The 22,733-nt window shown below is 34.8% G+C and carries 20 protein-coding genes and 1 tRNA gene; all 21 read left to right on the top strand.

The features are described 5' to 3' along the window. Positions 1 to 318: 318 nt before the first annotated feature. The 21 genes from DFR78_RS05240 to pyrE all read left to right on the top strand — a co-directional run bounded on the left by DFR78_RS05240 (position 319) and on the right by pyrE (position 22,714). Entirely contained in the window at positions 319 to 510 is a 192-nt protein-coding gene (locus DFR78_RS05240; protein WP_147267750.1) for a hypothetical protein, read from the top strand. After that, on the top strand, positions 470 to 1,495 hold the full coding sequence (locus DFR78_RS05235) for a branched-chain amino acid aminotransferase (RefSeq protein WP_114457781.1): 1,026 nt from the start codon (positions 470 to 472) through the stop codon (positions 1,493 to 1,495). The genes DFR78_RS05240 and DFR78_RS05235 overlap by 41 nt, the downstream gene beginning before the upstream one ends. Before the next feature lie 533 nt (positions 1,496 to 2,028). Further along, positions 2,029 to 2,232 (top strand): cold-shock protein, encoded by a 204-nt coding sequence (locus DFR78_RS05230; RefSeq protein ID WP_114457780.1) that lies wholly within the window; start codon positions 2,029 to 2,031, stop codon positions 2,230 to 2,232. Between the two features lie 157 nt (positions 2,233 to 2,389). Beyond that, on the top strand, positions 2,390 to 3,223 hold the full coding sequence (locus DFR78_RS05225; protein WP_114457779.1) for a DegV family protein: 834 nt from the start codon (positions 2,390 to 2,392) through the stop codon (positions 3,221 to 3,223). Positions 3,224 to 3,229: 6 nt separating this feature from the next. Beyond that, a tRNA-Thr gene (locus tag DFR78_RS05220) sits at positions 3,230 to 3,305 on the top strand. 324 nt (positions 3,306 to 3,629) lie between these two features. Then, entirely contained in the window at positions 3,630 to 4,082 is a 453-nt protein-coding gene (locus tag DFR78_RS05215) for a universal stress protein (protein ID WP_114457778.1), read from the top strand. A 132-nt stretch (positions 4,083 to 4,214) separates the two neighbouring features. Then, on the top strand, positions 4,215 to 4,757 hold the full coding sequence (locus tag DFR78_RS05210; protein WP_114457777.1) for a macro domain-containing protein: 543 nt from the start codon (positions 4,215 to 4,217) through the stop codon (positions 4,755 to 4,757). A gap of 448 nt (positions 4,758 to 5,205) precedes the next feature. Continuing rightward, positions 5,206 to 6,135, top strand: coding sequence for a polysaccharide deacetylase family protein (locus DFR78_RS05205; RefSeq protein WP_114457776.1), 930 nt, complete (start codon positions 5,206 to 5,208; stop codon positions 6,133 to 6,135). A gap of 98 nt (positions 6,136 to 6,233) precedes the next feature. Then, entirely contained in the window at positions 6,234 to 6,359 is a 126-nt protein-coding gene (locus tag DFR78_RS12285) for a hypothetical protein (protein ID WP_255416527.1), read from the top strand. Between the two features lie 29 nt (positions 6,360 to 6,388). Beyond that, on the top strand, positions 6,389 to 8,944 hold the full coding sequence (locus DFR78_RS05200; protein WP_147267749.1) for a sigma 54-interacting transcriptional regulator: 2,556 nt from the start codon (positions 6,389 to 6,391) through the stop codon (positions 8,942 to 8,944). Between the two features lie 397 nt (positions 8,945 to 9,341). Then, entirely contained in the window at positions 9,342 to 9,839 is a 498-nt protein-coding gene (locus DFR78_RS05195) for an NAD(P)H-dependent oxidoreductase subunit E (protein WP_114457774.1), read from the top strand. A gap of 30 nt (positions 9,840 to 9,869) precedes the next feature. Then, entirely contained in the window at positions 9,870 to 12,950 is a 3,081-nt protein-coding gene (locus DFR78_RS12335) for an NADH-ubiquinone oxidoreductase-F iron-sulfur binding region domain-containing protein (protein WP_199505555.1), read from the top strand. Continuing rightward, positions 12,950 to 14,662 (top strand): NADH-dependent [FeFe] hydrogenase, group A6, encoded by a 1,713-nt coding sequence (locus tag DFR78_RS05185; protein ID WP_114457773.1) that lies wholly within the window; start codon positions 12,950 to 12,952, stop codon positions 14,660 to 14,662. Before DFR78_RS12335 ends, DFR78_RS05185 begins: the two co-directional genes overlap by 1 nt. A gap of 336 nt (positions 14,663 to 14,998) precedes the next feature. Continuing rightward, positions 14,999 to 15,550, top strand: coding sequence for a bifunctional pyr operon transcriptional regulator/uracil phosphoribosyltransferase PyrR (pyrR, locus tag DFR78_RS05180; RefSeq protein ID WP_114457772.1), 552 nt, complete (start codon positions 14,999 to 15,001; stop codon positions 15,548 to 15,550). A gap of 128 nt (positions 15,551 to 15,678) precedes the next feature. Further along, entirely contained in the window at positions 15,679 to 16,983 is a 1,305-nt protein-coding gene (locus DFR78_RS05175; RefSeq protein ID WP_114457771.1) for a uracil-xanthine permease family protein, read from the top strand. A gap of 58 nt (positions 16,984 to 17,041) precedes the next feature. Next, a complete protein-coding gene (locus tag DFR78_RS05170; RefSeq protein ID WP_114457770.1) occupies positions 17,042 to 17,983 on the top strand; it encodes an aspartate carbamoyltransferase catalytic subunit in 942 nt (313 codons plus the stop codon). After that, a complete protein-coding gene (locus tag DFR78_RS05165; RefSeq protein WP_114457769.1) occupies positions 17,967 to 19,283 on the top strand; it encodes a dihydroorotase in 1,317 nt (438 codons plus the stop codon). Before DFR78_RS05170 ends, DFR78_RS05165 begins: the two co-directional genes overlap by 17 nt. Further along, positions 19,267 to 20,172 (top strand): orotidine-5'-phosphate decarboxylase, encoded by a 906-nt coding sequence (pyrF, locus tag DFR78_RS05160; protein WP_114457768.1) that lies wholly within the window; start codon positions 19,267 to 19,269, stop codon positions 20,170 to 20,172. Before DFR78_RS05165 ends, pyrF begins: the two co-directional genes overlap by 17 nt. A 90-nt stretch (positions 20,173 to 20,262) precedes the next feature. Beyond that, positions 20,263 to 21,030 (top strand): dihydroorotate dehydrogenase electron transfer subunit, encoded by a 768-nt coding sequence (locus DFR78_RS05155; protein ID WP_114457767.1) that lies wholly within the window; start codon positions 20,263 to 20,265, stop codon positions 21,028 to 21,030. Beyond that, positions 21,023 to 21,958, top strand: coding sequence for a dihydroorotate dehydrogenase (locus DFR78_RS05150; protein WP_114457766.1), 936 nt, complete (start codon positions 21,023 to 21,025; stop codon positions 21,956 to 21,958). Before DFR78_RS05155 ends, DFR78_RS05150 begins: the two co-directional genes overlap by 8 nt. Before the next feature lie 186 nt (positions 21,959 to 22,144). Then, the gene (pyrE, locus tag DFR78_RS05145) at positions 22,145 to 22,714 is read left to right on the top strand and encodes an orotate phosphoribosyltransferase (RefSeq protein ID WP_114457765.1); all 570 of its coding nucleotides are present in this window, start codon (positions 22,145 to 22,147) and stop codon (positions 22,712 to 22,714) included. Positions 22,715 to 22,733 lie beyond the last annotated feature (19 nt).

The following is a 22,733-nucleotide window of genomic DNA, read 5'->3' as shown; positions in this document are numbered from 1 at the left end:
CTGTGATATTCAATTTTTTTGTTGTTGAGAACTAATTTTTAGATTTAAAAGCTTAGTTTAGATTGAATATGCTTAATGTTTTTGTGTTACAATCATAATATAATATATTTTATAAAACACAATATAATGGAGGTGGATAAATAAAAAATTAATTTAATGTGTTAAAACAACTGATTTTAGATTACACTTGATTTAATTAAAGATTCGAATAAACTCGGTTTAATTATATTTGCTAATATGGAGGATTTACCTCTGCTGACTGAGTTCTATATCTCATTTGAAAGAGAAGAAATTAAGAAAGATGCTCAGAGTATCAGTTTGGATTATATTGAAGTTAAAATGTATCCAAAAAATTATAGAGGTAAATTAACTGCAGTTAATAACCGAAAATATTTAGAAAATTATTTATTTAAAATAATTGCTGGAAAAGATATTAAAAATCATATATTAAGTAGGGAGGAGCTAAAAAATGAGCAAGAAAAATTTAGACTGGGAAAATCTTGGTTTTAAATATCATCAGACAGATAAGAGGTACATAGCAAATTATAAAAATGGTAAGTGGGATAAGGGTAAATTAATTTCTGACCCTAATGTAGTAATCAATGAGAGTGCAGCAGTCTTACAGTACTGTCAGCAGGTATTTGAAGGGTTAAAGGCCTATACGACAAAAGATGGAAGTGTAGTAACATTTAGACCGGATTTAAATGCGGAGCGGATGCTGGATTCGGCAGAGGGATTACAGATGCCGCCCTTTCCTAAAGAAAGATTTTTGGAAGCAGTTGATCAGGTAGTTGAAGCAAATCTAGACTGGGTGCCGCCATATGGCACAGGAGCTTCTCTTTATCTGCGGCCATTTATTTTTGGATCTAAAGAGGTAATTGCTATTAAACCAGCAGAAGAGTTTCAGTTCAGACTTTATGCAACTCCAGTTGGACCCTACTTTAAAGGAGGAGTAAACCCTATTACCATTAGAGTTAGCAAATATGATCGGGCAGCTCCTCGCGGTACTGGCCATCTTAAGGCTGGGTTAAATTATGCAATGAGTTTAAAGACTACTGTAGAAGCTCGTGAAGAGGGATATGATGAAAATCTATTTTTAGATGCTGCCACCAGAACTTATGTTGAAGAAAGTGGTGGAGCCAATATTATTTTCATTACAAAAGATAATGAGCTGGTGTCACCAAAATCAAGCTCAATTTTGCCTTCAATAACTAAAAGATCTATTCTTTATCTGGCTGAAAATTATCTTGATTTAAAAGTTACCGAAAGACCAGTAAAGTTGGAAGAAGTCAAGAATTTTGCAGAGGCAGGTCTCTGTGGTACAGCAGCCGTAATTTCTCCTATTGGTAAGATAGTTAATGGAGATCAGGAAATTATTTTTCCTAGTGGAATGGATGATATGGGCCCAATAATCAAAAAATTATATGAAACCTTAACTCAGATGCAGCTGGGGGTTATTGATGCTCCTGAAGGTTGGATCAGAAAAATAAAATAATAAATTGAAAATTTTCAGAGTTAGAGTAATGAAAATAATTAGAAAACTGGATTTAATTTTATCAATAACTATAGGATATTTAGCTCTATTTTTAGATAAAAAATGAAAGACAAAACTAAGAATCATATTTCAAAAATGGGGGAAGTCTTTTTAGTTAAAATAGGAGTTTCCCCAAAATTTATTTTCAAGCTGCAAAAAGGGGGCTTTAGTCATCAACGAAATTTTTAGATTTATCTAAAACTCAATTCGGGTGTGAAATAGGGCACACTAATCAATGAGTCCTCCTGACTCATGATTAGCTCACTCCATCCTGCAGTTCAACCCTATTTCTTCCTTCATTTCGTTAAGATTCATTGACTAAAAATTTCAATATTCCTGCATCTCCCCTTTTTGCAGCAGTATATAAAAAATGGGGAAAGTCCAGTAGTTAAAAAGTTTGACTTATTTAACGAATTATGATATATTATATTTGCTGGATAGAAAAAAATAGTTTCGTTTATCCAGGTTTAAAATTTAGGAGGAAGATAAATAATATGGTTTACACAGGAAAAGTAAAATGGTTTGATGAGAAAAAGGGTTATGGATTTATTGAAAGAGAAGATGGCGACGATGTATTCGTGCATTTTTCTGCTCTTCAACAAGAAGGTTTTAAAACATTGGAAGAAGATCAGGAAGTAGAGTTCGAAATTGTTGAAGGAGATCGTGGACCACAGGCAGAGAATGTTGTAGTTATATAATTTTCAGTAAATTTTAATATTAGGAAATCAGCCCCTGGCTTTACTGTCGGGGGTTTAATTTTGTTTAACTTGAGAAAAATATAAATAATGATATAATTATATAAAGTAATACAGTATTTTGCTTATAAAATTCTATGAGGTGGAGGTTATCTATCTAATGAATGCAAAAATCATTGTAGACAGCTGCTGTGACTTAACAGAAGAAATTAAAAAAAGATTTGATATCAGTATAGTACCTTTATCCATAAATGTTAACAACAGAACAATAGTTGATGACGAAAAAATGGATAGAGATTATTTATTAAATCAGATGAAAAATAGTGCTGAGGTCCCTAAAACTGCAAGTCCTTCTCCCGAACTTTTTCTGGAAGAATATAAAAATCATGATAATATTTTTGTAGTAACTATTTCCAGTAAATTAAGCAGTTCTTACCAGAATGCCGAACTGGCAAAGAAGTTATTTTTAAATGAAACTGAAGACAAATTTATTCATGTATTTAACTCATTAAGTGCATCTGCTGGTGAAACTATGATAGCAGTTAAAATTGGTGAGCTTATAGAAAAAAATCTGTCTTCAGGAGATATTGTGGCAAAAGTAGAAGAATATATTTCAGAAATGGAGACATTATTTGTTTTAGATTCACTGGATAATTTAATTAAAGCAGGACGTATGAATAAAGTTAAAGGCAAAATAGCATCTTTTTTTAGCATAAAACCAATACTGGGTGGAAATGAAGGGGCTATAGAATTATTTGATAAAGTAAGAGGTTCCAAAAGAGCTTTTAGAAGGCTGGTAGAAATGATCGGGGAAAGAGGTAAAAAACTGGAAGATAAAATATTGGGAATTGCTCACTGTAATGCTGAAGAAAGAGCAGAATACTTGAAAGAAGAAGCAGAAAAGCTGTATAATTTTAGAGATATTGTAATAGTTAAAACAGCAGGAATTAGTACTGTTTATGCAAATGAAGGTGGAGTCGTAATAGCTTTTTGATATTAAGCCGGTGTAGCTCAACTGGTAGAGCAGTGGTATCGTAAACCACAGGCTGCAGGTTCAATTCCTGTCACCGGCTCCATTGATATGAAAGGGATTATATCACTTATAAAAAGACCATATTTAATTATTGACAGCGATTTTACTTCAGTGTCAGAAATTGCTTTTATTTTTGTCCCAGTCTATTAGATTTAAAAACTGATAAAAGGGATTTTTTTGCTTATATAGAATTAATAATATAGGGGTAATTAATAGAGTAATACGGTAAGATATCAAGAGTAAAAAAGATAACCAGATTTAGTCCCTGAAAAACTGAGAGATGGGCAGCCTCGCCATTAGTGTTCACCAGTAAGTTTTGAGTAAAGAGGCAGCTGCCTGCAAGTATATTATACGAGGAGGGGTTAAAATGAAAAAAATCCTGGTAGCTGTTGATGGTTCAGAAAGTTCTAAAAAAGCTGCTCAAAAAGGTGCCCTCATTGCTGAATCTCTGGGAGCTGAAGTGACTTTGATAAATGTAATTTCAGAGGCTGTCACAACTCCGCTAAGTGGTGTTTCGTCCTCGATGCCTATTGAAACGCTGCAGGACCTAATGGAACAAAAAGAGCAGGAACTTAAATACAATGCTGAAAAAATTTTAAGAGAAGATGCACAGTATTTTAAAGAACGCGGAGTAGATGTAGAGAAATTAATTCGTTATGGAAATCCGGCAGATGTGATCTGTAATTATGCGGAAGAAAAAGATTTTGATATGATTGTTATGGCAGATAAAGGTCATGGTGGAGTCAAGCGTTTTCTGCTGGGAAGTATAAGTGATAAAGTTGTGCGTCACGCGCAAATATCTGTACTTGTTGTTAAATAAATACAGATAAGAATATAGATATAAATATAATATTTTGTTTGTTTTAAACCTATCAGGATGTTTTCTGGTAGGTTTTTTAATAGTAAAGATTTTTGATAATAATTTAATAATTAAAATAAGGGAGGAATATTTGTGAAAAAGAAAATTGGTGGAGTAATTGTGGAAATTACGGAAGGAAATATTACAAAACAGCCTGACGTGGAAGCAGTAGTTAATGCTGCCAATGCTCAGCTCAGAACAGGTGGAGGTGTGGCTGGAGCTATCCACAGAGCGTCCGGGCCAGAATTGGCTGAGGCGTGCCGTGATTTTGCTCCCATAAAAACAGGAGAAGCTGTTATTACAGACGCATTTGATCTTAATAATGATTATGTTATTCACTGTTTGGGACCTGTGTATGGAGTTGACAGGCCAGAAGATCAATATTTAGCAAAAACATATAAAAATGCTTTAAAAATTGCAGAAGAAAATAATATTAAGTCAATTGCATTTCCTTCAATATCAACCGGTGCATTTGGATATCCAATTAAACAGGCAGCAGTTACAGCTCTGCGGACAGTAAAAAGCAGTTTAAAAGACTTACAGAGTATAGAAAAAATCAGATTTGTTCTTTTCAGCAGATCAGATTACAAAATTTATAAAGATACAATGAATTCAATATTGAATTTAGAAGAATAATAGGAGTTTCCCCAAAATTTATTTTCAAGCTGCAAAAAGGGGGCTTTAGTCATCAACGAAATTTTTAGATTTATCTAAAACTCAATTCGGGTGTGAAATAGGGCACACTAATCAATGAGTCCTCCTGACTCATGATTAGCTCACTCCATCCTGCAGTTCAACCCTATTTCTTCCTTCATTTCGTTAAGATTCATTGACTAAAAATTTCAATATTCCTGCATCTCCCCTTTTTGCAGCAGTATATAAAAAATGGGGAAAGTCCAGTAGAAGAATAAATATTGAAATTCAAAAACCGTTTGCTGTATTATTACTTATGCAGGCAGATTTCTATTTATTAATATAAATATTTTTGTTCATTTTTTTGTACAATAGACTACAGAATTAAAAGCAGGTATTAAAGAAAAAGTCAAGAAGATGATAATAAATAAATAGGGAGGAGAAGATTGGTTTGAAGAAAATATTTTATTTAATAGTTTTAATTTCATTCATTTGTTCTTTAAATATTTCTGCTGAAAAATTACCTGCCCTTGTAATAATGTATGATGATGGGTTTAAAGAAGACATGGAACTGGCATATCCTGTGCATAGGGAAAATAATATTCCTGCTGTTGCTGCAGTAAATACTTCAGAAATTGGAGAAAAGGGACGCTTAACCGAAGAAGATATAATTAAACTTTCAGAAAGCGGATGGGAAATTGCCGGACATGGACATTATCATACTGCACTGATATTTCATTCAATAAAAGAAAAAGTAAATTCTGGAGAAAAAGAAATAGCTGTCAGAAATTCTTTTTTAATGGATAGAAGATATGATTACATAATTTTTAATGTATATAGTTCAAAAGGTGAAAAAATCTCAATCAGTAAAATAGAAAGAAAAAATAATAAAAATTATATTATATTAGATTTACCGCTTAAACTTAATTATCCTAAGGAAGGAAGCTATGTCAGGATATCTGATAATTCAATGAAAGATGAGATATTAAAGCCAAAAAATATTTTAAAAGATATGGGACTTGAAGTTTCTACATTTGTTTATCCCTATAATGGGCATTTTAAACTGGCCCAAGATTATGTCAGTCAATATTATGCAGCCGCTAGAGCTGGGCATAGAAAAGGACAAATATTTCCAGAAGCTTTTTTAAATAAAAGTCCTTTTTCTAAATATAATTTAAAAGGAACAGGATTTGAAAAAAACTTGATAACAGATAAAGATTTAAATTATCTTCTTGAAAAAACGGCAGAAGAAAAGGCACTTTTAATATTATATGGACATCCTAAAAATGAGTTTTTTAGTGTAAAAAGGCTCAAACATATAATAGATTATTCCAATAAACTCGATATCAATATTACAACTTTAAATAAAATTTTTAATTGATATCATTTTCAGCGAAAAATCACCTATAGAAATGAATAGATAAAATTTATTCAAAAATTTAAAAATATTTTGTTATAATAATTTTAGGAGGTAAAAATATGTTTTCAATTTGTGCCTGGTGTGAAGAAAAATCATGTGAAAAAGAAAATGAAAAATATCCAGAATGGTGTATGATTCCAGGAATAGTATACTGCCAAAACAGCTATTACAGTGATTTAGACTAGAAGATAATATATTTTGGGTGGTGAAAAAATTGTTTATAGAAACACTTAAAGACCGCTGTCATGAATGTTATGCATGTGTACGCAACTGTCCTGTTAAGGCCATAAAGGTAAGCGGCGGCCAGGCAGAAGTAGTGGAAGAAAGGTGTATTTTCTGCGGGAAATGTGTGGAAGTATGTTCACAGGGAGCAAAAAGAATAATAAGTAATGAAAAACAGGTAGAAAAATGGCTGGAAAATAGTGAAGATGTTTCTATAGGACTTGCACCCAGTTTTCCGGCTTATAAAAAGGAATGGATTTACGGTGATTGGGGAAATTATTTATACAGTTTTGGATTCAAAGAAATTTACGAAGTGTCTTTTGGAGCAGAACTTATCAAAAAAGAATATAAAAATATTTTACAGAAGACAGAAAAGACTATTATTAGTTCTACCTGTCCGGTAATTGTATCATTGGTAGAAAAATATTATCCAGAACTGATAGATAATTTGGGGAAAATAGTTTCTCCTATGCAGGCATTAAAAAAATATTTTAAACACATTAAAAATAATGATTCAAAACTGGTGTTAGTTGGACCATGTCATGCCAAAAAAATTGAATTCCAAAATGACAGCTCAACAGCTGTACTTACTTTTAGTGAACTGTTTTCTTTAGGAGAAAAACTAAAAATAGAACAGGATAATATGGCAGATGATCATAAAAATGATAATACACAAAGCCATAAAGCTGATGAAAACAATACAGTTATAAGTTATGAAGCAAGAAATCTTCCTATTGCCGGAAATCTTCTTAAAGCAGTAGACAGCAGCTCAAAAAAATCTATAAATGTGGAAGGAGAAAATCATACTGTAGGGCTTTTAGATCTTCTTTTAAATCAAAAAATTTCTTATAAATTTGTAGATATTCTTTTTTGTGAGGGATGTATTGATGGTGTAGATTTAAAAAAAGGCAACTACTACAGCAAAAAATCAGCTGTAGAAAATTATACAGAAAAATTCAAATATTTTTCTCAATATAATTTGGAAATTGCTGCTGATCTTGATTTAAGCAAAAAATTTACAGAACAGGAAATAAAAGTTAGTATTCCAGGCGAAAAAGAGATATGGAAAGTTTTAAATAAGACTGACAAGTATACAGAGGATGATCTTCTGGACTGTGGTGCCTGTGGTTACAAATCCTGCTGGGATAAAGCAGTGGCAGTTTGTCAGGGGTTGGCTGAGGTAAATATGTGTCTTCCCTATCTTTTAAGTGAAAAAAGATCAGAAGTAAAAAAAGAACAGGAAATTAATAAAGAACTGGATCTGATAATAAACTCTTCTTATGATGGTATTATGGTTGTAAGCAGGAAAGGAAAAGTAGAACAGGTAAATGAAGCATATCTTAAAATGCTAAATATGGAAAAACAGCATCTTTTAGAAAAATCTGTATCTTATCTGGAAAAGAAAAGGATTTTATATCCATCAGTATCTCTGCTCAGTTTAAATGAAGAAAAAGAGATGACAATAGTTCAAAATACATATACAGGGAAAAGATTACTGGTGACAGCAAATCCAGTAATTAACAGCGGTGTTCTGGAGAAAATAATTATAAATGCAAGGGATTTAAAAGAATTAAATCAGGTGATAGAAAAAACAGATTATAAAGATGAAGATATACCAGGACACATTATCAGCAGATCTGAAGAAATGAAAAATATACTAAAACTGGCACAAAAAATTGCTAAAACTGATTCCACCATTCTTATTACCGGAGAATCTGGAGTTGGAAAAGAAGTTGTGGCCAAATATATTCATGAACAGAGCGAGGAAAGGGTAAAATTTGTTAAAATAAACTGTGCTGCTATACCAGAAACCCTGCTGGAATCAGAACTTTTTGGTTATGAAAAGGGTGCATTTAGTGGTGCCAGAAAAGAAGGTAAACGCGGACTTATAGAAGAAGCTGATCAGGGAACACTTTTTCTGGACGAAATAGGTGAACTGCCTTTAAACATGCAGGCAAAGCTGCTGCAGGTACTTCAGGAACACAGAGTGAGCAGAATTGGAGGAGTAGAGTCTAAAAAGGTCAATTTTAGGCTGATAGCTGCCACAAATAGAGATCTGCATAAAATGGTGAGAAATGGGGAATTTAGAGAAGATCTTTTTTACAGATTAAATGTTGTTCCAATTATGATTCCACCACTAAAAAGCAGAAAAGAAGATATAATTCCGCTAATAAAGCATTTCACCTCAATCTTAAATGAAAAGTATAGTAAAAATATTAACTTCAGCCGCGAATGTTTAGATTATATGCTGAGATATGACTGGCCCGGTAATGTACGGGAGCTGAATAATATCCTGGAGAGGCTTATTCTAACTGCAGAAGAAAGCTTAATTGATAGAGAAAACATTAGAAAATTGATAAACATAAAAGAACAAAAAAATAAAATAGAAGTAAAAGAGATTTTGCCTTTAACAGAGGCAGTGGAAGAAGTGGAGAAAAAAATTCTCATGTTGGCTAAAGAAAATGATAGGTCAACATATGAGATGGCAGAACTGCTGGGAGTTAATCAGTCAACTATTGTAAGAAAACTTAATAAATATTTTGGCTAAAACTGTTTATAATGCATTTCCGCATTAGAGCAATGCAGCAGTGCATTATTTTAAAAATCTTAATTGTGCAGTATATCACTAAAGATAAAAACTAATTTCTAACAATAAACAGATATTTTTTAATGCAGTACTGCATTGGAGAGGGATATTTATACCCTCTCTTTTTTTATTTATTTATTTTAATTTTTTAAATTATCCCTTTTATGGCCGCGATAGTAGGATTTTATAAAGAAAAATAATAAAGTGGAACAATTAATGCATAATTATATACGTAGAAATATTGTGAAATATTTCTCTATATTATGGGTAAAAAGGAGATGATAATACTGTAAAATCTAAAAAATGCAAAAATTAGAGAAAAATATCACATTTTATTTTATTAAAAAGGAGGGCAATTATGAAGGTTGTTGAGAAGAAAAATGAATGGCAGGAAAAAACAGAAGAGATTGATAATATTCTAAAAAATTATAAAGATGATTCATCTTCACTAATTGAGGTTCTGCATAAAGTACAAAATTTAGTTGGTTATTTGCCCAAAGAGCTGCAGAAAAAGGTTGCCAATAGTCTTAATACAGTACCAGGTGATGTAAGCAGTGTTATTTCTTTTTATTCTCATTTTAGTGAATTTCCCAAAGGGGAATATCAAATTGCTATCTGTAAGGGAACAGCCTGTTATGTTAAAGGATCACAAAAAATAATAGAAAAAATAGAGGATAAATACGGTATTTCTGCCGGTGAAAGTACTGAGGATGGAAAATTATCTCTGGAAGTAGTTCGCTGTCTTGGTGCCTGTGGACTGGCCCCCGTAATGACAATTAATGGTAGAGCACATGGATTATTAAATCCAGAGAAAGCAGTTGGAATTATTGAAAAATATTTGAATGGAGAAATGTAAAACATATTTTATATAAAAAGGAGGTAAATAATGGTATCATATCATGAACTAAAAACTATGCAGAAAGAAATGGCAGATAAATATTCTCAAAATGAGAATTATAGAATAATAATAGGTATGGGGACCTGTGGACTTGCTGCAGGTGCACAAAAAGTATGGGATACAGCTGCAGAAGAATTAAAGAAACTGAATCTGGACAAAGAAGTTGATCTTGATCATACTGGATGTATAGGGTTTTGTGCTAAAGAACCTCTTATGGAAATTAGAGATAAAAATAAAAGATATATTTATGCCAATGTTAATTCTGAAAAAACAAAAGAAATAATAAAACAGCATCTAAAAGAGGGAAATATTATCTCCAGATGGCTGGTAGATTTAGAAGGTGATTTTTTTTCAAAACAGGAAAGAATCGTTCTCAAAAACTGTGGGAATATAAATCCAGAAAATATTGAAGAAGCCTTGGCAAATGGTGCCTATCTTGGGCTTGGTAAGGCAGTAGAAAAACTTTCTCCAAAACTGGTAAGAGAAGAAATATTGAATTCTAATTTGCGCGGCCGGGGTGGAGCCGGTTTTCCAACAGGGTTAAAGTGGAAGCTGGCTGCAGAAGCATCTGGAACAGAGAAATATGTAATATGTAATGCAGATGAAGGTGATCCTGGAGCATTTATGGATAGAAGTATTTTAGAAGGTGACCCACATAAACTGCTTGAAGGAATGGCTATAGCTGGTTATGCTGTAGGTGCTGAGCAGGGATATATTTACTGCAGAGCAGAATATCCGCTGGCTATTAAACGCCTCAAAAGAGCAATAAAAGATGCAGAAGACCTGGGAGTTTTAGGTGATAATATTTTCGGTTCAGATTTTACCTTTAAAATAGATATTCGCCTTGGAGCTGGAGCTTTTGTCTGTGGAGAAGAAACTGCACTTATTGCGTCTATTGAAGGAAGACGTGGAGAGCCGAGAGCAAAACCTCCATTTCCTGCTGATTCTGGACTGTGGTACAAGCCAACAGTTATAAATAACGTAGAAACACTGGCAAATGTAGGAGAAATTATTAGAAATGGCAGTGAATGGTTTAATAAAATAGGAACTGAAAAAAGTTCTGGCACAAAGGTATTTGCGCTGGCCGGGAAAATCGAAAATAATGGTCTGGTAGAAGTTCCGATGGGGACAAAAGTGGGAGAAGTAATTTTTGATATTGGTGGTGGTCTGGAGAATGATGGTAATTTCAAAGCAGCTCAAACCGGTGGACCATCAGGAGGATGTATTCCCATTCAGCACCTGAATGTACCAATTGATTACGATTCTCTGCAGGAGCTGGGTACAATTATGGGGTCAGGTGGAATGATAATTATGGATGATCAGACATGTATGGTAGATCTTGCAAAATATTTTATAGATTTCTGCAAAGATGAGTCATGTGGCCAGTGTACTCCCTGCAGAATAGGTACAACAAGAATGCTGGAAATTCTTAATAAAATTACAGTTGGTAAAGGGAGTATGGAAGATCTCAAACTGCTTACAGAAATGGGAGAAAAAATAAAAGATTCTTCCTTTTGTGGATTGGGCCAGACAGCTCCCAATCCGGTATTGAGTACTATAAGATATTTTAAAGATGAATATATAGATCATATTAAAAATAAGCACTGCAGTTCATCTGTCTGTGCAGCACTATTTAATTCTCCATGTCAGAATGCATGTCCTGCAAATGTAGATATTCCAATTTATATAGATTTAATTAGGCAGGGAAAATACAAAGAAGCATACAAAGTAGTTCAAGAGGAAAATCCACTTGTCTTAGTATGCGGCCGAGTGTGCTATAATCTTTGCGAAAAATCATGCAACAGGGGATCAATGGATGAGCCGCTTGCAATTAGAGAATTGAAGCGTTTTGTAAGTGATTATCTGTTAGAAAAAGAAGGCAATTTTCCGACACCAGAAATAAAAGAAGAAAAAGATAAAAAAATAGCAGTTGTTGGATCAGGGCCATCAGGACTTACAGCAGCATTTTACCTGCGTAAAAAAGGTTATCAGGTTACCATTTTTGAAGCAGAATCTGAGGTAGGAGGAATGCTGGCCCTTGGTATTCCGGAATATCGGCTCCCTAAAAAACTGTTAAATGAAGAAATAGCAGTATTAACAACTATGGGAGTAGAGATATCTGTAGATACTAAAATAGGTGAAGATATTAAATTAGAAGATTTAAAAGATGAAGGGTACTGGGCAGTATATATGGCTGTAGGTGCACAAAAAGATAGAAATTTAGGTATAGAAGGAGAAGATCTTGAGGGAGTATATTCCGCACTTCAGATGCTGAGAGATATTAATAATGACACAGAAATTGATATGAAAGGCAAAAAGGTATCTGTCATTGGTGGAGGTAATGCAGCAATAGATGTGGCGCGTAATCTTGTGCGCCTTGGAGCAGAAGAAGTAAATATTATCTACCGAAGAACAAAAGAAGATATGCCAGCACACAGAGAAGAAATAGAAGAAGCAGAATATGAAAAAGTGAATATATATACACAGGTTAATCCTGTGAAAATAATAGGAGAAAATGGGAAAGTAAAATCATTAGAATGTATAAAAATTTCAGGAGGAAAATTTGATGAAAGCGGAAGAAGAAAACCAGTGGAGATTGAAGGCTCAAATTATACTTTAAAAACAGATGTTGTAATTTCTGCAGTTGGACAGAGTGTGGATGATGAGTTTAATAGTGGAAAATTTAAAATCGAACTGGAAAATGAAACTCTAATATCGGTTGACAGCGCTCACCGCACAAATATTCCCTGGATATTTGCCGGTGGAGACTGTGTAACAGGTCCATCAACAGTTATAGAATCTATTCAGCAGGGAAAAGAAGCAGCAGCATCAATAGATAAATATCTCGGAGGAGATGGCCAAGTAGTAGAAAAAGCAGAAAGAGAAAGAAAGCTGACTGCCCCGATTATAGAAGAGGAAAAGCCAAGGATAAAAATGCCGACAATACTACTTTCAGAAAGAAAAAAAGGATTTACAGAAGTAGAAAAAGGATATTCTGCAGATCAGGCAGTTGAAGAGGCAAGCAGATGTCTTCGCTGTGATGTAGAAGAGAAAGAGGAGGTATTATAATGAATGGAGATAAAGTTACAATCTGGATAAATGATGATGAATATTCTGTAGATCCAGAAATGACAGTACTGGAAGCAGCACAGGAAGCAGGCAAAGATATACCGACTCTTTGTTATTTAAAAGATATTAATGAAATTGGGGCCTGTAGGTTATGTTTAGTAGAAATAGAGAATACAGGCAAACTGGCAGCTTCCTGTATTACACCTGTTTCTGATGGAATGAAAATTAAAACAAATACTTCCAGGGTAAGAAATACTAGAAAACTCAATCTGGAATTTCTTTTGTCAAATCATAAAATAGATTGTCCTACCTGTCTTAAAAATGAAGATTGTGAACTGAGAAAGATAGCAGAAAAGCTAAAAGTTAGAGAAAATAGATTTGAAGGTAAAAAAAGCTCATTTGCAGTAGATGACTCTACTCCATCACTTTTTCGTGATTCAGAAAAATGTATTCTCTGCCGCCGCTGTGAAAATGTATGCAGAGAAGTTCAATCTGTAAGAGCAATAATGGCAGAAGGAAGAGGATTTGACACAGTAATAGATACGGCATTTTATGATAACTTGGCCGAAAGTCCATGTGTAATGTGTGGACAGTGTTCACTTGTCTGTCCAACTGGTGCTATTACAGAAGTCGAATATATAGATGAAGTATGGGCTGCAATTGCAGATCCAGACAAACATGTTGTTGTACAGACAGCTCCAGCAGTAAGGGTGGCATTATCTGAAGCATTTGGCAATAAGCCTGGTACTATATTTACAGGTCAGATGGTTGCTGCCTTGAGAAAACTGGGTTTTGATAGAGTATTTGATACAAACTTTACCGCTGATCTGACTATTATGGAAGAAGGCACAGAACTTATTAAAAGAATTAAAGATGGCGGCAAGCTGCCCCTCTTTACTTCCTGCAGTCCTGGGTGGATAAAATTTATTGAACATTATTATCCTGAATATCTGGATAATTTATCTTCCTGCAAATCTCCACAGCAGATGTTTGGTGCTGTTGCCAACAGTTATTATGCAGAAAAAGAAAATATAAATCCTGAAAACCTGGTAGTTGTTTCCATTATGCCGTGTACTGCAAAAAAATACGAAGCTCAGCGGCCTGAAATGGAAGGTGAAGTAGATTATGTTCTAACAACCAGAGAACTGGCAAGAATGATTAATGAAGCAGGTTTTAATGCCAATGAACTCAAAGAGGAAGAACACGATCAGCTGCTGGGAGTATCTTCTGGAGCGGGAGCTATATTCGGCAGTACAGGTGGAGTTATGGAAGCTGCCCTCAGGACAGCCTATGAGATAATAACAGGTGAAGAGCTAAAACAGCTGGACTTTACCGAAGTTAGAGGTTTTGATGGTATTAAAAAAACTTCTGTGCAGATAGGAGATTTAAATTTAAAAGTGGCAGTTGCAAATGGCTTGAGTAATGCACGCAAAATAATGGAAATGATTAAAGAAGGAGAAGAATTTCATTTTGTAGAATTTATGGCCTGCCCGGGCGGATGTCTTGGTGGAGGTGGACAGCCGCTTCCAGCTACAGAAGATGTTCTTAAAAGACGCATGGATGCAATATACGAAATAGACAGCAGTAAAAAATACAGAAAATCACATGAAAATCCATATATAAAGAAAATATATGAAGAATATTTTGAAGAACCCGGCAGCCACAAAGCACATGAACTTCTGCATACAACTTATATTTATAGAGGTATATAATCTGTTCAATAAACTATATATGCAGCTATATAAGTGAAATATGTGTGTACTTACTGTAGGTAAAATATATGTTCTGGTTATAAGTGAAATTATAAATACTACAGCAGAGGTCTGAAGATATGTGTTTCTTCAGACCTTTTTAAATTTTATCAAACTGCTTGACTTAAAGATTAATTTCTGTTATAGTTAAATCAAATAAAAAAAGAGGTCCTTTTAAATTAGTCCAGAGAGGCTAGTAAGGGAAAGAGATATAATTGTACCTTCTTACTGGCTGTAAGAAGGTTTTTTTATGCAGTAATTGCTGCAGGACCTTGTAGAAAGGGGGTAGCATTCTGAATGGAAGAAGGAATGAAAGTAAAAAAGGAAATAATGGATTCATCCGGTATGGATAGAGCTATAACCAGAATCGCTCACGAAATACTTGAGAAAAATAAAGGAACAGATGATCTGGTTTTGATTGGAATTAGGACAAGAGGTGTTCCTCTGGCAAATCGACTGGCCGGGAAGATTAAAAAGATAGAAGATGTTGAGGTGAAGACAGGTATATTGGATATAACACTTTACAGAGATGACCTTTCTACTGTATCTCAGCAGCCGATTGTTCACAGAACAGAGATTCCGTTTGACATCAGCAATAAAAAGGTTGTACTTGTAGATGATGTTCTTTTTACAGGAAGAACTGTTAGAGCTGCGCTGGATGCTTTAATAGATCTGGGCAGGCCAAGACAGATTCAGCTGGCTATTATGGTTGACCGCGGCCATAGAGAACTTCCCATTAGAGCAGATTTTGTCGGCAAAAATTTACCTACTTCACTTTCCGAAGTTGTTAGTGTCAATCTTAAAGAAATAGATGGAGAAGATTCAATTTTATTATTAGAAAAAGAATAAATAAGTCCTTTAAATCGGTCCAGAGAGGCTGATAAGGAGCTCTAATGTTTTTATACCTCTTAGAGAGTAGCTAACTTCTTATCAGCTGTCTGGTGAGAAGTTTTTTAAATTAATAAGGGAGGTATAAGATGAGTTTAATAAAACAAACACAGGAAAACCTTGAAAATCTTAACAAAGATGGTATTAAGAATAACGAAAGATTTATTCTCGCCTTACAGCATATGTTTGCAATGTTTGGTTCAACCGTTCTGGTTCCATCACTGACAGGTTTAAGCCCAGCAGTGGCATTATTTACATCAGGACTTGGTACACTTATTTTTCACTTTATAACAGGGGGTAAAGTTCCAGCTTATCTCGGTTCTTCATTTGCATTTATCGCACCGATTATTGCAGCCAAAAGTCAGTTTGGAACCGATGGAGCAATGCTTGGTATTATAACTGTCGGTATTGTTTATTCTATTATGTCGGTAGTGATAAAATATGTAGGGACAGATTTTTTCCGCAAACTGCTTCCTCCGGTTGTTGTCGGTCCTGTAATAATTACCATTGGATTGGGTCTGGCTCCCACTGCTAAAGATATGGCTTCAGAACATCTTTTAACAGCATTTGTAACTCTTTCTATAGCAGTTGCCATTAGTGTTTTTGCAAAAGGAATAGTAAAAGTAATTCCAATACTCTTAGGAATAATAGGTGGATATATATTTGCGGCATTTATGGGTTTGGTTGACTTTACTCCTGTAATGGAAGCATCCTGGATAGCATTTCCCAAATTTGCGCTTCCCCAGATAAATGGAAATTTAAAAGCTATTACACTTATAGCACCAATAGCACTTGTCACAATGGTTGAACATTTAGGAGATATTTTAGCAATAAGCAGTACAACTAAAAATGACTATATAGAAGATCCAGGTCTGCACAGAACACTGCTGGGTGATGGTATTGCAACACTTATGGCCGGACTTTTTGGCGGCCCACCAAACACAACATATGGAGAAAATGTAGGAGTACTGGCAATAACAAAAGTTTATAACCCTTTTATAATACAGATGACAGCTGTCATAGTAATCCTAAGCAGTTTTGTTCAGAAGCTTGGAGCAGTAATTAGAACAATACCTGTTCCAGTAATGGGTGGAATAGTGTTTCTGCTTTTTGGTATGATAGCTTCAATTGGATTGAGAACCCTTGTCGAAAACAAGGTAGATCTTTCAAAAAACAGAAATTTGGTTATAGTATCTGTAACTCTGCTTGTAGGTATAAGTAATCTGACCATTTCGATTGCAGGACTTGATTTTGCTGGTATGGGACTTGCTGCACTGGTCGGTATAATAATGAACCTGATACTGCCTGATGCTGAAAAGAAAAATGCATCAGCTGAAAAAGTAGAAAAAGACAATCTAAAAATTAAATCAGAATTGAGTTATGAAGCAAATTAATTATACAGGGCCGCTGATGCGGTCCTTTTTTTGAATAAAACTTTAGGGAGGTTATGAAATGACACTGACCAAAAAAGATTTTTTGGGCCTTTATGATACTGATGCAGAAGAAATTGAAGAGATTTTAAATACTGCCAGAGCAATGAAAGATATTTTAACAAGATCTGTAAAAAAAGTTCCCACATTAAGAGGAAAAACTGTAATAAATCTTTTTTATGAGCCGAGCACAAGAACAAAATTTTCTTTTAATCTGGCTGCTAAAAGGCTTAGTGCAGATGTAATGAGTATTTCTAAATCAACCAGCAGTATAACAAAAGGTGAAAGTCTGCTGGATACAGCTAAAACGATGGAAGTTATGGGTTCAGATGTTGTTGTAGTAAGGCACAGCAGTCCGGGAGCAGCTAAATTTCTGGCAGAAAATATTAGTGCTGCAGTGTTAAATGCAGGAGATGGAGCACATTCTCACCCAACACAGGCACTGCTGGATATGTATACTATCAGAGAAAAGCTGGGCAGACTTGCAGGACTGAAGGTTCTGATTGTAGGAGATATTGCCCACAGCCGGGTGGCAAGATCAAATATATGGGGATTAAAGAAGATGGGAGCAGAGGTGAGTGTTGTCGGCCCTTTGACTTTAATTCCAACAGAAATAGAGAAAATGGGTGTTAAAGTTTATTCAAATCTGGATAAGGCCTTAGAAGGTGCAGATGTAGTAAATATTTTAAGAATACAGATGGAAAGACAGGAGAGTGGATTATTTCCATCTATAAGAGAATACAGGGAACTCTATGGAATGAATAAAGAAAGACTTAAAAAAGCCGGAAAAGATCTACTTGTAATGCATCCTGGACCTATGAACAGAGGTATAGAAATTGAAAGCAGTGTTGCAGACAGCAGTCAGTCTGTTATAACTGAACAGGTAAAAAACGGTGTAGCAATCCGGATGGCTCTGCTTTACTTACTTGCCGGGAGGGAGATAAAAAATGAAGATATTGATTAAAAATGGAAGAACAGTAGACCCAAAAAATAATCTTGACGGTAAATATGATATATTAATCAAAGATGGAAGGATTGAAGAAATTGCAGAAGAAATAAAAATTCCCGGATTAACTACAGATAGCTCTATAGAAATTATCAATGCAGGAGGAAGAATTATAACTCCGGGTTTAATTGATATGCACACTCATTTGAGAGAACCGGGATATGAAGAAAAAGAAACAATTAAAACCGGCTGTGAAGCGGCAGCTGCAGGTGGATTTGCTGCAGTAACTGCAATGCCAAATTCCAATCCGGTAGCAGATAATCCTGCAGTTGTAGAACATCTTAAATTAAAATCAACCAGATCAGCAGTAAAAGTATATTCTGTTGGCAGTATCACCAAAAAAAGTGAAGGAAAAACATTAGCAGAAATTGGAACACTTGCAAAAGCAGGAGTTAAGGCATTATCAGATGATGGTCAGCCGGTAATGAATTCGGAAATAATGAGGAGAGCCATGGAATATGCCAGGGCATTTGATTTACCAATATTAAGTCACTGTGAAGATTTAAATCTGAGCGGTGATGGAGTAATGGGTGAAGGATATTATTCAACACTATTTGGATTAACCCCAATACCAAAAGCATCTGAAGAAGTTATGGTAGCAAGAGATATTATACTGGCTGAAATGACCAGAATTCACCTCCATATCTGCCATATGAGTACAGAAGGAAGCCTGAGTTTAGTAAGAGATGCCCGCAAAAGAGGTGTTAATGTTACCTGTGAAGTTACACCACATCATTTAATACTGACCGATAAAGCCGTTAAGGATTATAATACAGATACAAAAGTTAATCCACCACTGAGATCAAAAAAAGATGTGGAAGCTTTAAAACAGGCTCTGTCAGAAGGAGAAATTGATGCAGTTGCAACAGACCATGCTCCACATACTTATGAAGATAAACTGGGAGAATATGATCAGGCTGCTTTTGGGATATCAGGATTAGAAACAGCAGTTTCACTTATATACGAAAACTTTATAAAAACAGGATTGATAGGATGGAATGAACTCGTAAAACTGATGTATGTAAATCCGGCGCGAATATTGAGACTTGAGGTAGAAGGTTTAAAGGCCGGATCCTGTGCTGATATAACAGTATTTAATCCTAATAACAGTTGGACAGTGGAGAAAGAAAAACTTAAATCAAAAGGGAAAAACACTCCTTTTGCAGGTTTTGAATTAAGCGGCAAAAATGAAATCACTATAGTTGAAGGAAAAATTGTTTATGATGATAGAGGTGGAAAAGATGAAATACTTTATTGATAAGCTGGTAGAAAAAATAGAAGAAAAGAACTCGAGAATATGTGTTGGACTTGATCCACACTTAAATTTACTTCCTGAACACCTTCTGGCAGCAGAAATCAGGAAAGATTTGGAATCAAATCAAAAAGAAACAGCTGCAGCAGTGCTGAAATTCAATAAAAATTTAATCGATGCGGTTGCCGATATGACAGCAGCTGTAAAACCACAGATGGCTTTTTACGAAAAAATGGGAGCTGATGGAATCACCTGCCTCTGGCAGACTGTAGAATATGCTAAAAGCAGAGGGCTGATTGTTATAATGGATGGGAAGAGAAATGATATTGGCTCAACTGCTATTGCATATGCACAGGCATATCTGCAAAATAAGAAAACTTCAGTAGATGCAATTACAATAAATCCATATCTCGGAAGAGATGGCATTCTTCCTTTTCTGGAAAACAAAGAAAGAGGAGCTTTTGCTCTGATTAAAACCTCCAATCCATCTGCAGGTGACCTTCAGGATCTTAAACTAAATGATGGTAGAAAAGTGTATCAGGCTGTAGGAGATTTACTAAAAAAGCTGGGCAGTGATTACACAGGAAACTGTGGATATTCTAATCTTGCGGCAGTTGTGGGAGCAACCTATCCAAAAGAACTTAAAGAAATTAGAGCACAGCTGGAATCAGTATTTTTTTTGATACCCGGCTTTGGAGCACAGGGTGGGAAAACAGAAGATATTAAAGCTGCTTTTGATACTGACGGCAGAGGAGCTGTAATTAATTCCTCGCGGGGTATAGATTTTGCCTTCAGAAGAGAAAAATATGCTCATTTTGGAGCAGAAAATTATGCTAAAGCAGCAAGAGCTGCAGCATCTGATATGAAAGAAGAAATTAACAAAGCACTCAGTTGATTTACAAAAATTTGATAGGTGTTGATTGATGCCTGACACCAAAATAAGAAGAGGCACCTAAAACTCAAAACCAAAACTGGGGTGAAAAAAATGTTTGAAATACTAAAGAATAAAGAAGTTGGACCGGATATCTTTTATCTAGTTTTAAAGTGTGATGAACTATCCGAACAGCCAAAACCAGGTCAGTTCTTTAATGTTAAAATCAGCAGAAAACTCAGTACTGATCCACTTTTGAGGAGACCTTTTAGCGTTTTTGACTTTGATGAAGATCAGAATATTCTTGAGCTTGTTTATAGAAAAGTCGGCAGAGGTACCGAAATTTTAAGCAAATATAAAGCAGGTGAAAAACTTGATGTTATAGGACCACTGGGCAATCCATTTTCAACAGAAAAAAGAAGTGGATTAATACATCTTGTTGGAGGTGGTATGGGAATAGTACCCCTGCATTACCTTGCCAGAACTTTGGAAAAAGGAGAGAAAAAAGTTTTTCTGGGAGCTGAAAATTCAGATGAACTTGAGTTTTTCACAAAAAGATTCAAAAAAATGAATGTTGAAATTCATAGGGCAGCTATGACAGAAAAAATGGAAATTAAAGGTTCTGTACTTGTATTATGGATGAATTATCTTGATCAGGAAAAACCTCTTTTTGTCTATACCTGTGGGCCAGAAAAAATGCTCTCTGCAGTAGAAAAAGAATGTTTAAAAAGCAGTATACAGGGCCAGCTTTCAATTGAGAGAAGAATGGGATGTGGAATAGGAGTCTGTCTTTCCTGCAGCTGTGAAACAACAGAAGGTAATAAAAGAAGCTGTGTGGATGGACCGGTTTTTACACTGGGAGAAGTAGTTTTAAATGCCTGAAAAAAATGCATCAGAAAAATTTGATCTGAGTATAGACTTAGCAGGTTTAAAGCTAAAAAATCCTTTAATTACTGCTTCCGGAACCTGTGGAAATGGAAAAGAATTAGACAATTATTTTGATATCAACAAACTGGGAGCATTTACACTAAAAGGTATTACAGTAAGCCCCAGAAAAGGAAATAAATCTCCCCGTATAGCAGAAACGCCTTCGGGAATAATAAATTCCATTGGGCTGGAAAATCCGGGTATAGATCAGTTTATAAAAAAAACAATACCAGAAATAGCAGAATACAGGCTTCCTTTTTTCTGCAATATATCAGGTTATTCTGAAGCAGAATTTTTAGAACTGGCAGAAAAACTGTGTGGTAGAAAAGAAATTGCAGGAGTGGAAGTAAATTTATCCTGTCCTAATATTGAAGGTGGTGGTCTGGCTTTTGGAACAGATCCGAAAACAGTATACAGTATAACAAAAAAAGTCAGAAAAATTTATGATAAATTATTGATTGTAAAGCTGACTCCAAATATTACAGACATAACTGAAATTGCTGAGGCCGCAGAGTCAGGTGGAGCAGATTGTGTGTCCATGATCAATACTATTTCTGCAATGAAAATAGATATAGATAAGCAGAAACCACTTCTCGGCAGCCTTACAGGCGGACTTTCCGGGCCAGCCATTAGACCGGCAGCAGTAAAAATGGTATATGATACATTCAAAAAAATTAATATTCCCATTATAGGAATAGGTGGTATAAGAAATGGAAAAGATGTAATAGAATTTATGCTTGCCGGTGCATCAGCAGCAGGAATTGGAACAATTAATATGATAGAAGCAGATGCTGCTCTGAGAATAATTGGAGAAATAAAAGATTATCTTAAAAAACACAATATTAAAAGACTCAGTTCTTTGATTGGAAAAGTACATATTTGAAATCATAAATTATTTTTTAATGTAAATGAATTAGAGACGCAAATAACCTTTTTGTGGGAGAACCAATGAATAAATCGAAAAAGTTTATTTCGGTTTTAGAAAATAGGTATTAATAATCTCTAATAAAATGAGTGGTTAAAGTATATATCTGAGCTGAAACCGAAATTAAAGGAGGGAATAAAAATCATGAAAAGAGAAGAAATAGAAAAAATGCTGAAAGAAACAGGTGTAATCCAGGAAGGTCATTTTGTGCTGACTTCAGGCAGACATGCAAATATCTATATGCAGTGTGCAAAAGTACTACAATATCCAGAATATGCAGCAAAACTTGCTGGAGAAATAGCAGAAAAATGGAAAGATACTGAGATAGATGTTGTTATAGGGCCTGCATTAGGTGGAGTGGTACTCTCATATGCTGCTGCAGAACAGATTGGAGTCAGGTCACTTTTTAGTGAGAGAAAAAACGGCAGTATGCAGCTCAGAAGAGGGTTTGATATTAAAAAAGGAGAAAAAGTTTTAATTGTAGAAGATGTAGTCACAACAGGTGGGTCAGTAAAAGAAGTTATAGAATTGATGGAAGAAAAAAAGGCAGATATAGTAGGAATAAGCTCTATAATAGACAGAAGTTCTGGAAATGCAGATTTTAAATACCAGTTTAAGCCACTGCTTAAGGTAGATATAAAATCCTACAAGGCTAATGAGTGTGAACTCTGTCAAAAAGGAATTCCAGTGACAAGACCGGGAAGCAGAGCTTAAAAACTATATTATAATAAAA

Origin of the sequence: Halanaerobium sp. MA284_MarDTE_T2 (assembly GCF_003337245.1) — a bacterium.
Lineage (GTDB): Bacteria > Bacillota > Halanaerobiia > Halanaerobiales > Halanaerobiaceae > QPJE01.
This window is presented reverse-complemented; position numbering and strand designations above follow the sequence as displayed.

Coding starts and splice junctions, on each gene's coding strand:
- pyrE (WP_114457765.1), top strand. CDS start 22,145: ATGAAAAGAGAAGAAATAGAAAAAATGCTGAAAGAAACAGGTGTAATC.
- DFR78_RS12285 (WP_255416527.1), top strand. CDS start 6,234: ATGTTTTCAATTTGTGCCTGGTGTGAAGAAAAATCATGTGAAAAAGAA.
- DFR78_RS05165 (WP_114457769.1), top strand. CDS start 17,967: ATGAAGATATTGATTAAAAATGGAAGAACAGTAGACCCAAAAAATAAT.
- pyrR (WP_114457772.1), top strand. CDS start 14,999: ATGGAAGAAGGAATGAAAGTAAAAAAGGAAATAATGGATTCATCCGGT.
- DFR78_RS05235 (WP_114457781.1), top strand. CDS start 470: ATGAGCAAGAAAAATTTAGACTGGGAAAATCTTGGTTTTAAATATCAT.
- DFR78_RS05170 (WP_114457770.1), top strand. CDS start 17,042: ATGACACTGACCAAAAAAGATTTTTTGGGCCTTTATGATACTGATGCA.
- DFR78_RS05150 (WP_114457766.1), top strand. CDS start 21,023: ATGCCTGAAAAAAATGCATCAGAAAAATTTGATCTGAGTATAGACTTA.
- pyrF (WP_114457768.1), top strand. CDS start 19,267: ATGAAATACTTTATTGATAAGCTGGTAGAAAAAATAGAAGAAAAGAAC.
- DFR78_RS05230 (WP_114457780.1), top strand. CDS start 2,029: ATGGTTTACACAGGAAAAGTAAAATGGTTTGATGAGAAAAAGGGTTAT.
- DFR78_RS05225 (WP_114457779.1), top strand. CDS start 2,390: ATGAATGCAAAAATCATTGTAGACAGCTGCTGTGACTTAACAGAAGAA.
- DFR78_RS05175 (WP_114457771.1), top strand. CDS start 15,679: ATGAGTTTAATAAAACAAACACAGGAAAACCTTGAAAATCTTAACAAA.
- DFR78_RS05155 (WP_114457767.1), top strand. CDS start 20,263: ATGTTTGAAATACTAAAGAATAAAGAAGTTGGACCGGATATCTTTTAT.
- DFR78_RS12335 (WP_199505555.1), top strand. CDS start 9,870: ATGGTATCATATCATGAACTAAAAACTATGCAGAAAGAAATGGCAGAT.
- DFR78_RS05215 (WP_114457778.1), top strand. CDS start 3,630: ATGAAAAAAATCCTGGTAGCTGTTGATGGTTCAGAAAGTTCTAAAAAA.
- DFR78_RS05195 (WP_114457774.1), top strand. CDS start 9,342: ATGAAGGTTGTTGAGAAGAAAAATGAATGGCAGGAAAAAACAGAAGAG.
- DFR78_RS05185 (WP_114457773.1), top strand. CDS start 12,950: ATGAATGGAGATAAAGTTACAATCTGGATAAATGATGATGAATATTCT.